We start from the raw sequence: 14,532 nt of genomic DNA, 5'->3' as shown, positions 1-14,532 counted from the left end.
GGACATCAAATAATTTGGTCAAGTCCTCGACCTATTAGTATCGATAAGCTAAATACATTGCTGCACTTACACCTTCGACCTATCAACCAGATAGTCTTTCTGGGGTCTTACCCTTGCGGTGGGAAATCTTATCTTGAAGTTGGCTTCGCGCTTAGATGCTTTCAGCGCTTATCCATTCCGTACATAGCTACCCAGCCATGCCCTTGGCAGAACAACTGGTACACCAGAGGTACGTCCATCCCGGTCCTCTCGTACTAAGGACAGGTCTTCTCAAATTTCCTACGCCTGCGACGGATAGGGACCGAACTGTCTCACGACGTTCTGAACCCAGCTCGCGTACCACTTTAATGGGCGAACAGCCCAACCCTTGGGACCTACTACAGCCCCAGGATGTGATGAGCCGACATCGAGGTGCCAAACCTCCCCGTCGATGTGGACTCTTGGGGGAGATAAGCCTGTTATCCCCAGGGTAGCTTTTATCCGTTGAGCGATGGCCCTTCCACGCAGAACCACCGGATCACTAAGTCCGATTTTCATCCTTGCTCGACCTGTATGTCTTGCAATCAAGCTCTCTTTTGCCTTTACACTCTACGTACGATTTCCGACCGTACTGAGAGAACCTTTGAGCGCCTCCGTTACCTTTTGGGAGGCGACCGCCCCAGTCAAACTGCCCACCTGACAGTGTCCCAAGACCAGATTCATGGCCTATGGTTAGAGTCCCAGTACTACAAGGGTGGTATCCCAAGGATGGCTCCGCCAAAACTGGCGTCCTGGTTTCAAAGCCTCCCACCTATCCTGTACATGTAGTACCAAGACCCAATGTCAAGCTACAGTAAAGCTCCATGGGGTCTTTCCGTCCTGTCGCAGGTATCCGGCATCTTCACCGGAATTACAATTTCACCGAGTCTGTTGTTGAGACAGTGCCCAAATCGTTACGCCTTTCGTGCGGGTCGGAACTTACCCGACAAGGAATTTCGCTACCTTAGGACCGTTATAGTTACGGCCGCCGTTTACTGGGGCTTAAGTTCACTGCTTCGATTGCTCTAACAGATCCCCTTAACCTTCCAGCACCGGGCAGGCGTCAGCTCCTATACATCGTCTTGCGACTTAGCAGAAACCTATGTTTTTGGTAAACAGTCGCTTGGGCCTATTCTCTGCGGCCACCGGATGGTGGCACCCCTTATCCCTAAGTTACGGGGTCATTTTGCCGAGTTCCTTAACAACAGTTCTCTCGCGGGCCTTAGGATACTCTCCTCACCCACCTGTGTCGGTTTGCGGTACGGGTACCTTTAACCTCGATAGAGACTTTTCTTGACAGTGTGAAATCAGCTACTTCGCTACTAAATTTCGCTCCCCACCACATCCCAGCATTATCAAAGCGGATTTACCTACTCTGACTGCCTCAATGCTTGGGCACACATAACCAACAGTGTGCTTAGCTTATCCTACTGTGTCATCCCATCTCTCAAACGGTTATCGGTAGTACAGGAATATCAACCTGTTGTCCATCACCTACGCCTTTCGGCCTCAGCTTAGGTCCCGACTAACCCAGGGCGGACGAACCTTCCCCTGGAAACCTTGGGTTTACGGCCTGTGGGATTCTCACCCACATCTCGCTACTCATGCCAACATTCTCACTCCCATACTGTCCACATGTCCTTACGGTCATGCTTCAACCCGTATGGGAAGCTCCCCTACCCATCATTACTGATGCCGTAGCTTCGGTAGTAAGTTTTAGCCCCGGAAATCTTCGGCGCAGGATCACTCGACCAGTGAGCTATTACGCACTCTTTGAATGAGTGGCTGCTTCTAAGCCAACATCCTGGTTGTCTGTGCAATCCCACATCCTTTACCACTTAACTTACATTTAGGGACCTTAGCTGACGATCTGGGCTGTTGCCCTTTCGACTATGAATCTTATCACCCACAGTCTGACTCCCAAGTATAAGATGACGGCATTCGGAGTTTGATAGTCTTCGGTAGGTGCAATACCCCCTAGGACATTCAGTGCTCTACCTCCGTATCTCTCACCTTGAGGCTAGCCCTAAAGCTATTTCGGGGAGAACCAGCTATCTCCGGGCTCGATTGGAATTTCACCGCTACCCACAAGTCATCCCCGAGCTTTTCAACGCTCGTGGGTTCGGACCTCCACGAAATTTTACTTTCGCTTCATCCTGCTCATGGGTAGGTCGCCCGGTTTCGGGTCTACGTCAAGTAACTGAACGCTCAGTTAAAACTCGCTTTCGCTACGGCTCCACACCTTAAGTGCTTAACCTTGCTACTTAACGTAACTCGTTGGCCCGTTCTACAAAAAGTACGCGGTCACACAAGAAATGTGCTTCCACAGCTTGTAAGTGCAGGGTTTCAGGTTCTATTTCACTCCCCTCCCGGGGTTCTTTTCACCTTTCCCTCACGGTACTATACGCTATCGGTCACTAGGTAGTATTTAGCCTTGGAGGGTGGTCCCTCCTGCTTCCCACAGGGTTTCACGTGTCCCGTGGTACTCTGGATCATACCTAAAGAATTATTATTTTGACTACAGGATTATTACCTTCTATGATGAGTCTTTCCAAACTTCTTCGTCTATAATGACCTCTTATATATGGTATGTCCACAACCCCAATAAAGAAAACTTTATTGGTTTGGGCTCATCCGCGTTCGCTCGCCGCTACTTACGGAATCGAATTTCTTTCTCTTCCTTCAGGTACTTAGATGTTTCAGTTCCCTGAGTTCCCCTCATTAAGCTATGTATTCACTTAATGATACTTAGACATTACTCTAAGTGAGTTTCCTCATTCGGAAATCTTCGGATCAAAGTTTACGTGCAACTCCCCGAAGCTTATCGCAGCTTATCACGTCCTTCATCGGCTCCTAGTGCCAAGGCATCCGCCCTGCACCCTTAATAACTTGACCAGTTAAAAAGGTTTGATAGATTAAAGTCTATCAACTTGATAATTTTTAAAAGTTATCAACTTTATATATTACAAATTAGATGTCATATCACTAAATATATATGCAGTTTTTAAGGTGCTAACGCACGTCGCCAACAAACAAACTTCGCATGTGCTCAGCTTATTCTGTTGCTTAAAGTGCAAATTTTGAGTATTCGTAAAAACGAACCCTCAAAATTAAACAGTAGGCAATTCTCCTTAGAAAGGAGGTGATCCAGCCGCACCTTCCGATACGGCTACCTTGTTACGACTTCACCCCAGTTATTGATTCCACCTTCGACGACTTCTTCCAAAAGGTTAGATAATCGGCTTCGGGCGTCTCCAACTCCCGTGGTGTGACGGGCGGTGTGTACAAGACCCGGGAACGCATTCACCGCAGCATTCTGATCTGCGATTACTAGTAACTCCAGCTTCATGTAGGCGAGTTTCAGCCTACAATCCGAACTGAGAGTAGCTTTAAGGGATTAGCTCCACCTTACGGCTTGGCAACCCTCTGTACTACCCATTGTAGCACGTGTGTAGCCCTAAGCATAAGGGGCATGATGATTTGACGTCATCCCCACCTTCCTCCAGGTTATCCCTGGCAGTCTCTCTAGAGTGCCCAACTTAATGATGGCAACTAAAGACAAGGGTTGCGCTCGTTGCGGGACTTAACCCAACATCTCACGACACGAGCTGACGACAACCATGCACCACCTGTCACCAATGTCCCCGAAAGGAACTCTCCGATTAAGGAGATGTCATTGGGATGTCAAGCTTAGGTAAGGTTCTTCGCGTTGCTTCGAATTAAACCACATGCTCCGCTACTTGTGCGGGTCCCCGTCAATTCCTTTGAGTTTCACTCTTGCGAGCGTACTTCCCAGGCGGAGTACTTAATGCGTTAGCTGCGGCACCGAGGGGGGTAACCCCCGACACCTAGTACTCATCGTTTACAGCGTGGACTACCAGGGTATCTAATCCTGTTTGCTCCCCACGCTTTCGTGCCTCAGCGTCAGTTACAGTCCAGAGAGCCGCCTTCGCAACTGGTGTTCCTCCTAATATCTACGCATTTCACCGCTACACTAGGAATTCCACTCTCCTCTCCTGCACTCAAGTCTCCCAGTTTCAAGAGCTTACTACGGTTGAGCCGTAGCCTTTCACTCCTGACTTGAAAGACCGCCTACGCACCCTTTACGCCCAGTAAATCCGGATAACGCTAGCCCCCTACGTATTACCGCGGCTGCTGGCACGTAGTTAGCCGGGGCTTCCTCCTCAAGTACCGTCATTATCTTCCTTGAGGACAGAGTTTTACGACCCGAAGGCCTTCATCACTCACGCGGCGTTGCTGCATCAGGCTTTCGCCCATTGTGCAATATTCCCCACTGCTGCCTCCCGTAGGAGTTTGGACCGTGTCTCAGTTCCAATGTGGCCGATCACCCTCTCAGGTCGGCTACTGATCGTCGCCTTGGTAAGCCGTTACCTTACCAACTAGCTAATCAGACGCGGGTCCATCCTGTACTGGCTCACCTTTGATATTTAAGAGATGCCTCTCAAATATGTTATCCCGTATTAGCATACCTTTCGGTATGTTATCCGTGTGTACAGGGTAGGTTACCCACGCGTTACTCACCCGTCCGCCGCTCTTTACCGAAGTAAATCGCTCAACTTGCATGTGTTAGGCACGCCGCCAGCGTTCATCCTGAGCCAGGATCAAACTCTCAAATAAAAGTTTATCAGGCTCAGATACTATTGTTATCAAAATATCTGGCTTTATGGTTTGTTTCTTGTTTTATAAATTAACCTACTGTTTAATTTTCAAAGTTCATTTTGTTCTCTTTCGAGTACAGTAATAATAATATCACCTTTTAAATAACAAGTCAATACATTTTTTTAGTTTTTTTTACAAATTTTCTATTCTTTTGTAGAAACTAATATTATCCTGTTATGACTTTGTATGAAGTTAATAATTACTTTGTTTCTACTTTATTATCTATAAGTTGCAAATTGTAACTTCTAATGACTTCTATTAATAGTTCTGCATATATGCGATTTCCTTTTTTATCTTCAGCTGTACTATATCCTGCATTTTCCAATGCTTGTGCTTGACTGATATAATCTTTTGCTTCAAATAAACCATGTTTTCTATATCTTTTATTATTAACTAAAAATAAACTATGGTCTTTAACAGAATCTTGTATTGAATTATATGACCTGAAATTTGCTACAATTTTATCATTATAGTTTTCTGAAGTTGAAATTTCTACCTTTTTTCCTTTCCATGCTTTATCTGCTTTTATTCCAAATAAATTGTTGCTCTGTTTTGTGAGTTTAGAATTTCCCCATCCAGATTCTAATATAGCTTGTCCTATTGTGATAGATGGCAGTATTCCATAGTCAATGTATTCTCTTATAGCTGAGTCTTCTAATTTTTTTATAAACTTAATTTTTTCATCACTATTATTTAATTCTTTATTTCCAAGATATGTGTATTCTAAATCCTTCATATATTTTTTTGCTCTACCTTTTTGAGAAGAGTCAAATTTCAGTTCACTTAATACTTTAGTGAATTTTTTTACCTTATACACTTTCTCTCCTTTATCGTTTTTATCCTCTACTATAAATCTTTCACCTATATTCAATGTGTCTTTCTTTTTTATATTACTTAAATCTTCATTATGTATTACCATATCTATAGCAAGCAACGCCTTCCAACTTAATTGAACTTTCCCATCACCAGCTTCATCAGCTACATCCATATAGTATTCAATTTTAGTACTTTTTATATCTCTTACTTTATATAATTCCTCAAAATATTTTGTTATGTTAAAAACAGCAATTATACTTGCTATTATGCATACAGTAATAAAAATTTTTTTAAATAGAAGCTTTATTCTCTTTACACTTTTATTTCTACCTAAGTTTTTTATGGTTTTTCTGCCCATATTACTCCCCCTTAAAAATGGTATTCCTTATGTTATCACAAATTTTATATAAATGGATAATAGTTTTAACCTTTTCCACTATAAATTCTATAAATTTTATATTAAATAACTAAAAACTAATTTAAATATTTGTAATTAAATTTTTTCATTATTATGTCCACTATATATTTACTTGCATTTCCATCCCCATATGGATTAGATGCTTTACTCATCTGAATATAGCTCCCTTTATTTACTAATAAATTACTTACTGAATTATATATTTTTTCTTCATTTGTACCTACTAATTTAAGTGTCTTAGCCTCAATCCCCTCAGTTCTTTCTGTTTTATCACGCAATACAAGAACTGGTTTACCTAATGATGGAGCTTCTTCTTGTATTCCTCCACTATCAGTCATTATCATATATGATTTATTTAAAAAATTATGAAAATCAACTACTTCTAAAGGCTCTATAATATGAATTCTGTTAGGTGATTTTCCAAATACTTCATCAGCTATATTACGTATTTCAGGATTTAAATGTATGGGATATACTATCTGTACATCTTCAAAGCTATCTACTATTCGTTTTACAGCTTTGAATATATTTTTCATAGGATTTCCTAAGTTTTCTCTTCTGTGAGAAGTTAATAAAATCATCCTATCATTACCAATCTTATCAATTATAGGATGATTGTAGTCTTCTTTTATTGTCATCTTTAACGCATCAATTGCAGTATTACCAGTTACAAATATATTATTTTTAGGCTTTCCTTCAGAAATTAAGTTTTTTCTAGCCAAACTAGTAGGAGCAAAGTGTATATCAGCAATAATACCTGTAAGTTGTCTATTTAATTCCTCTGGAAATGGAGAATATTTATCATAGGTTCTAAGTCCAGCTTCTATGTGACCAACAAAAATTTTACTATAAAATGCAGTCAAACTAGTAGCTAGAGTTGTGGTTGTATCTCCATGCACTAATATTATATTTGGATTTTCCTTATTTATAATTAATGGAAGTTCATTTAAAATTTTGCATGTTATATCGTTTAAACTTTGTCCTTTTTTCATTATATCCAAATCATAGTCTACATTTATGTTAAATGTCTCTATAACTTGGTCAAGCATTTCTCTATGTTGAGCTGTAACACACACAATACTTTTTATATGCTCTCTTTCTTCAAGTTCTTTTATCAAAGGTGCCACTTTGATAGCTTCAGGTCTAGTACCAAACACAGTCATAACCTTGATGTCATTCATTTGTATCTCTCCTAATCATCCATTTTAATTTATGCAAATACTAATATTTACATAATAAAACTATTCATACCAAGACTTAATAATCTTTATACTCTCCTTTGATGGGTAAAAATTTTTTTCTTCATCTATTTTACCTACACAAAACACAGAAAAGCCCTTTATCCAATCTTCATTTTCAAAAACCTTTTTATATGCCTCAAAGCACCTTGCTTGCTCTTCACCATTTATAACTTTTGAAGGAATATGATTCCAAGGTTGAGAACTCGCATTTTCTCTATTTGAAAAACCTAGTTCTCCAAAAAATATTGGTTTTCTATGAACCTTATAAAGATTATATATTTCTTCTTTTATATTTTGTCCTCTATTATTTACAGTAGATGAATATAGTGCAGAAACCAATTCATCCACTGTATTAACAGATTTATTACTTAATTCAAAATATGTTGCTATAGATATAAAATCTAATTTATCAAAAAAGTTATTATTTAGCTTTTCTTCATAAGACAATTTACTATTTAAATCATCTTTTTTTGTATACCACCAATTAGTCCTGTACGTTATAAGACCATCAAATTTTGATTGTACAAAATCTATTATCTCACTCCAATTTTTCTGATATTCCTCTAAATGTACAAAATTAGAACCTATATTCAAAACATTTACATCTAGAGGATTTGCCACATCTATTATAAGTTCATTTAATATAGTATTTTGCCATGTATAAAAAAATCTCTCTTTATTTCTAGGATTCCAGTCAGTCTCATATAACTTGCCATTTTCTATCCATGGATATGCTTCTAATATTGTTGAAACACCTTTTTTATTTAGTTTTTTTATCAACTTAATTGCTTTTTCTTTACTGGTATTATCTATTGACATAATATCAGAATTAATTTCATCTACATTTATAATTATAGGTACATTTACTGTATTCAATCCTAGTTTATCTATATCCTTCATAACTTGCTTTATTTCATAGTCTACAGATAAATTGGCCGATTTAATCTTACCATTATATTGATTCTTTATTAAACTTTTTTCTTTTAATTCTACACTTATAAAGTAAATTATAAATATAAACATTAAAACCATCACTGAGATTAAAACATTTCTTTTTAATTTAAATTTATTTATATGTTTATTCAAATTATATACCTCTTTTAAAATAATAGATTTATCATTTTATCTTCTTTTATACTTTTTTATATATAACATTGACAATACTGCTCCTACAATTATAGTAATAAAAGAAATCATTAAAAATACTTTAGTAGTCTTACTAATACTGATGTTACTGTTTGAATCTTTTACTTCCTTATTAATTTTTAAATTATAAGCTAAATCTTCTACCTCTCCATATTCATCAACTGTTAATGTATCTCCTTTTAAATCATTAACTTTACTTTTATTCAATAAATAATCCATACCTAAATATAAATTTTTTTCATTTATTGAACTAATTGCCATGATATCCTTTTGATTATTATAAGGTGATTTTATTAATTGAATTGCACAAATATTTTTTCCATAATTATCAATAAAACTTATCTTATCATTTGATAAAAAGTTGGAGTAACTTTTATTAAACTTTATGTTTAAATTATTGTTTAATATCTTTATAACAGAATTATTAAATGGTACTCCAAAAACTATAATATTGGTATCCTTATATTTCTCATTAAATTCTTTTCCTCTAATTACATTTATATTTCCTTTATATGAATTTATATTTGCACCTAAATTAACCCCTAATCTAGACATCCAAGTCATAGCTTGTGAACCTGAATAATCTGGCATTATCACAGTTAAATCATTAAACTCATCATCTTTAACAAATGGATATGGATAACTTTCAAAGGACAAAGCCTCATTTTCTTTTGTAGATAACTCCAAATAAGAACTATTTAATACATATGCCCAAGGATTATTACTTTCTCTTGTAATACAATTCGAATTTTTTATACTCAAATTAAAAGCTAACTTAACTTGATAGTAATTTTTATTATCTATATCTTTAGGTATTTTTAGTTCTAACTTATCATTATTAGAATGTGACCTATCCAATTTTTTACTTCCCACAACAACATCATTTATAGACACTGTAAGCAACGATTTTTCAAAGTCCAAATTATCAGAGTACCTTAAATTTAATACAATTTTTGAACCATTATCTAATACTTTGCCCTTTGGTATTTTAACATCAAACAAAGCTTGTTGACTAAATGCACCTTCTAACAAAAAATCTGAATATCCTAAATCTTTTAATGTCAAATGAGCTAAGTTTAGTTCTTGTTGTTCATTAATTTTTATATTAGTATCTTTGTTTACAAGTACTGATGACGATAGTACTTGACTAGAAATTTTATTTTCTACTAATAAATTTGATGCTTTTATTAAATAATCTTCATTACTACCAATTATCACTATCATCTTTTTATTCTTATTGTAAGGTGAATCTACTTGCTTAATTACGCAATTTGAAGATAAGAGGGTTTGTTCTTTTGTACTTAAAATATTCAAAATTTCTTCTGCTGTATTTTCAGGTTTACCTATATATATAATATTATCTTCTGACCAATTTTTCATTTCTGAAAATAGTTTAACATCAAGTCTTAAATCATCATTTTGTGTTATTTTTCCAAATTCTGAAGCTAGATTGAATACAGCTGTGGATTCTCCTCTAGTCATATTGTCTGGAACTACTATAGTTGTATCTAAGTTAAGCTTATCTTCAATTTCTGCATATGGATATGGATATTCATTTATCAAATTTCCCATATTTTTCTGCTTATATCTAATTGATGTATATGATTCTTTATGAATAACCATCCAATTTCCAGTATTAGAATCATCCTGACAAATTTCATCAGATATTGTTTTATATGCTTTTATTTTTATTTCATTATAACCTTCTATTATATAATCTTTTGGTACTAGTACTTCTAGTGTATTTTTATAATTTGTTTTAGTATTTAATTTAATAGATTTTATTGGTACATTATTTATTAAAACAGTTAAACTTGAAACATCTCCATTTAATATTTGACTTTTACTAAAACTAAGATGTAATAAAACTTCATCAATATCCCAATTTTTATTTACCTCAAAAAAAGTACTATTACTTCCTATAACACCATCAATAGTGATGTCTCTTTCAAACTTATAGTTTTTAACTTTCGTCTCATCAGCCTTTACTTCATCTACAATTGCTATATTTGAAAAAAACAATACTAGAGATATAATTGATATAATAAATTTTTTCATGCTAGTTCCTCCTGTACATGAATCAAAATCTTTCTGTTTTATACCATTTAACTTCTCTTTTAAAAATTATATCTTTTAAATACTCTATCATTCCTTTTATAGCTACAAATAGCCATAATTGGGAGTATGTAAAATACATGATTGCAACTATGAATATATTTTCAAATGTTGATTCACCTTTTTCTATACTCAGACTTATACTCACCTCTATGATAAATAAAAGATATGATAGTATCCATATTAGAAAAAAGTTAATTGGAATTGAAATCTCTATTAGTTTAGATATACTTAAAACAAATAAAATATCTGATATGATGACAGATGTTAAGAATAAAAAATATACAGAAAAAAAGTATGCTATATCAAATACAATTTTATTTTTTCCCTGTTTAAATATATTTTTTATATATTTCATTAAGACATATATATTACCCTTTGCCCATCTGGTACGTTGCTTTATCCATACCTTAACAGTTTCTGGTTCTTGTTCCCATGTTATAGACTGTGGTACAAGCTTTATCTTATACCCCAATTTATATATCCTAAAGCTAATTTCTGTATCTTCTGCAATTGCTTTACTATCCCATCCTCCAATTTCTTCTATGATACTTTTTCTCAATATAAAGTTAGTTCCTGGTATTGTACACAGATTAAATAATTGCCATCTACCAGCTTGTGACATCCATTGAAAGCTTAGCGTTTCTATGTTTATGAATTTTGTTAATAGATTTTTATTTTTATTTCGAGTTCTAAATTTTCCAATAACAGCACCTAATTCATCGTCCATTACTATTGTTTGTATTAAATATCTAAGTGCATTTCTGTCCGGTGTGTTATCTGCATCATAAACAGCTATAAACTCTCCTTTAGAAAGGGTATATCCAATATTCAATGCATTTGATTTTCCTTTTCCTCCAGTTAAATTATCTGTATTTATTATGGTAAAATTATAATTATTATACTTATTTTTTATGCTTTCTAAAATTTCTTTACTATTATCAGATGAGTTATCATTTATAACAATAAGTTCCATTTTATCCTTAGGATAATTAAGTAATAGTAAAGATTCCACAGTTTTACCTATTACTTTAGCTTCATTATGAGCAGGAACAAGTATTGATACCATAGGATATTCATCAATTTTTTTTACTTCTTTATCAATATTTTTAAAATAAAATATATAACCACCCATAGCTAAAATAATATTTATAAGCAATAAAGACCATATACTAAATAAACTAAATATAAATAAATACTCTGATATATTTAAATCTCTCATAAATTTCTCCTAAAAGTTTTTAAAACATTGATTCTAATATAAAATCACTTATTTTAAAAATTTCTTTTTATCTATTTTTTTAAAATATATAAATATAATCACAAATGTTAAAACACTTACAGATACTATTAATATCAAAATTTTGCTAATATTGGATATGGACTTAAATTTAATATCACTTTCAGTATTTTCTTCTAATTTTCTATCATAAGTTACTCTAATTTCATCTCCAACATTTCTTATTTGTATTTCGTCGACTTTTACCCAATTATCAAAATCTCTTAAATCCATAAAATCTATATCTTGTTTTTCTAGATATTCTATTGCGTATTTTAAATACTCTATATCTAAATATGAATGAAAAAAGAATCCTCCACTAAAACCTCTAACAATAGATATTTTATCTAAATTTTCTTTTATATTTTGAAAAGTAAAATTATCTTTTGGGTCTATATATCCTAAATTTTCAGGTATAAGTATATTAAACTCTTCTGTATCACGAATAACATAAGGATATGTATTTGTACTAAATTTTTTATCATTATTTTGATGTTGACCTACATAAGTAGAAAAATATTTTTTTAACTCTCTGTATCCTTCCGATTCTATTGCATAATGTGGTGCTTCAAACGCAAGAGGATAAATTCCATTTTCTATGCATATTCTAAGGCCACTCAACACCCTATTTTTTACAAATACTTTCATGTCTTCCTTTAAAGGTGCATCCCTTTCTCCATCCCAAAATTCGTACCCTTCTCCAGAAACTGCTTCTTTTTTATATTGATGAGTATATCCATGTAATATCACTGTACCCCCCTTATCTTGCATATATTTTATTGCTTTGACAATCTCATGGCTTTCTGATAAAGTAGTTATTTTATGATTCTTAGGATTTACATAAGCTGGTATCAGTGCAATTGTAAATGGTATATTCTTATCACTTAAATAATCAGCTATCTTTACAAGGTCTTCTGGGTCTCTGAAAGCATGTACATCTTCTATTCTTACAAATAGACTTCCCTTATCAAACTCTTTAATATTAAAAATATCGTTCAATGAATCACAGAATATATAAAATAAAACACCATCCAAATCCAATTTTGATACATAGAAAAGATTTTTATCATTTATTATATATGGATACTTGTTTAATGTATCATCAATCCTTCCTATCACTTTATTACTTGTATCTTTTGATTTTATAAGGTTAAATAAATAGTGTTCATCCAAATTGTATGATTTCCCCTTATAATTTACATTAACTATATTATTTGTTTTTCCCAAATACTCTAAATTATACTTTTTATATTCCAAAAGATTTTCTATACCATACCCTAACCAACATATATTGCCTTTATATGAATCCAATGAGCTAAGTAAATATTTAGTTTTTTTGTCATTACTATATGAATTTTCATTAATTCCTATAATAAACACATGACTATAATAATTTTTATTTATTTCATCATCATAGTTACTTAATTTTAATGATTCAATATCTGAACTAAATCTTCCCAATAGAGTCCTCATAATTTTTAAAATATCTCTATTGTAAGCTGTTTCTTTCTTAGAATCATATATGATTAAGACCTTATTTTTATTAGAAGTAATTTCTGATGCATATGAAGATAGGTTAAAATTTAATATTATTAATACTATTGATAATATCATTACTAGTCTTGATAAACTCTTATTAAATATTTTAAACATCGTATTGTAGTTCCTCTTCAACCATATTCTTAAAATTTATACTATCTCCAAAGCTGTCTTTATACTCTAAAAATGCAATTTTAATGTCTATATTTACATACTTTCCTTTATTGTTTAAATCTAAATTTAGTTCTCTTATCCTTTTATTTATTCTGTCTTTAACAACTTTTGAGCCTTCCAGAGATGTATTTGGCATTAATATTCCTATCATATCTTTTTGTAAACTATAGATTATATCCTCATTTCTTGTACAGTCTATAATACTAGAACTGATATGTTTTACTATTTTATTAGTTTTATTTTCTCCAAATATTGTCTGTAGATTTCCGTAGTATGGCAATTTTACTATCATAAGAGAAAAATTAGTATTATGTCTAATAGATTTACTTATCTCCATATTTACATCATTATAAAAAATCTTTAAATTTCTAAGTCCAGTTTCTCTATCAATAGTCACTAATTCTTTATATTGTTCAGATAACTTTATGTTCGTATCTTGTAATTCATTTATATTTTTATTTAAAGTACCTATTATAATTGAAGATATAGGTATTGCTATTATCCACATATATGATATAAATTCAACATCTATATTATGAGTAATATTGTTATATAAAATATAGGATGTATATATAAATATAGTTATCGAACTTGTTATCAATCCTACTACTGAGTTTGATAAATAAGTTAACATTATTATGAAAAAAATTACTGCAAGCATTATAAATACATTCAATTTATTTTCTGTTCTAATAGATAATATTACTATTCCAACAATTAAAAACATAAAAACTAGTAAACTCAATATTAATAAATCTATTTTTTTATTTATCCTATTCATTTTTATAAATTTACACCTCCAATTATTCTATTAAGTTGCCCATTTTTTCTAATTATTATTAAAGTCATTATACAAATAAGCTTTTCACTTACTTAAATCTTATTTAAATTGTATGTGAACATAGTTTAATAAAAAAACAAGCAAACACTTGACATTAAAGTCATATATTTGCTTGTTTTTATGAGTGTTATTACAAAACTAGTAATCAACTAAACTTATTGAATTTTAAATTATTATAAAAATAAATTCAAAAAAAGTATATAATATGAGCAAAAAATAAAACTGTTCAATAATTAGAAAATTAATTTCTAAAAAGAACAGTTTT

7 protein-coding genes and 2 rRNA genes are annotated in these 14,532 nt (G+C 32.7%); all 9 read right to left on the bottom strand.

Annotated features, from left to right (window positions below; all coding sequences use genetic code 11):
- Positions 1 to 14 precede the first annotated feature (14 nt).
- Positions 15 to 2,913, bottom strand: a 23S ribosomal RNA gene (locus ACTG45_RS05455).
- A 240-nt stretch (positions 2,914 to 3,153) separates the two neighbouring features.
- Positions 3,154 to 4,656 (bottom strand): 16S ribosomal RNA (locus tag ACTG45_RS05450).
- The 16S and 23S rRNA genes sit together here, the layout of an rRNA operon.
- A 241-nt stretch (positions 4,657 to 4,897) precedes the next feature.
- Entirely contained in the window at positions 4,898 to 5,872 is a 975-nt protein-coding gene (locus ACTG45_RS05445; protein WP_021383792.1) for a glycoside hydrolase family 73 protein, read from the bottom strand.
- Positions 5,873 to 5,988: 116 nt separating this feature from the next.
- Positions 5,989 to 7,113 carry a non-hydrolyzing UDP-N-acetylglucosamine 2-epimerase gene (gene wecB / locus ACTG45_RS05440; protein ID WP_479919983.1) on the bottom strand — a complete coding sequence of 375 codons (1,125 nt, stop codon included), beginning with the start codon at positions 7,111 to 7,113 and terminating at the stop codon, positions 5,989 to 5,991.
- A 60-nt stretch (positions 7,114 to 7,173) separates the two neighbouring features.
- On the bottom strand, positions 7,174 to 8,259 hold the full coding sequence (locus ACTG45_RS05435) for a glycoside hydrolase family 113 (RefSeq protein ID WP_479919982.1): 1,086 nt from the start codon (positions 8,257 to 8,259) through the stop codon (positions 7,174 to 7,176).
- Positions 8,260 to 8,295: 36 nt separating this feature from the next.
- Positions 8,296 to 10,377, bottom strand: coding sequence for a cellulose biosynthesis cyclic di-GMP-binding regulatory protein BcsB (locus tag ACTG45_RS05430; RefSeq protein ID WP_479919981.1), 2,082 nt, complete (start codon positions 10,375 to 10,377; stop codon positions 8,296 to 8,298).
- A gap of 22 nt (positions 10,378 to 10,399) precedes the next feature.
- On the bottom strand, positions 10,400 to 11,656 hold the full coding sequence (locus ACTG45_RS05425; protein ID WP_479919980.1) for a glycosyltransferase family 2 protein: 1,257 nt from the start codon (positions 11,654 to 11,656) through the stop codon (positions 10,400 to 10,402).
- Positions 11,657 to 11,704: 48 nt separating this feature from the next.
- On the bottom strand, positions 11,705 to 13,366 hold the full coding sequence (locus ACTG45_RS05420) for a DUF2334 domain-containing protein (RefSeq protein WP_479919979.1): 1,662 nt from the start codon (positions 13,364 to 13,366) through the stop codon (positions 11,705 to 11,707).
- Positions 13,359 to 14,207 (bottom strand): diguanylate cyclase domain-containing protein, encoded by an 849-nt coding sequence (locus ACTG45_RS05415; protein WP_479919978.1) that lies wholly within the window; start codon positions 14,205 to 14,207, stop codon positions 13,359 to 13,361. The genes ACTG45_RS05420 and ACTG45_RS05415 overlap by 8 nt, the downstream gene beginning before the upstream one ends.
- Positions 14,208 to 14,532: the final 325 nt, after the last annotated feature.

This window comes from Clostridioides sp. LIBA-7602, assembly GCF_056688945.1.
This window is presented reverse-complemented; position numbering and strand designations above follow the sequence as displayed.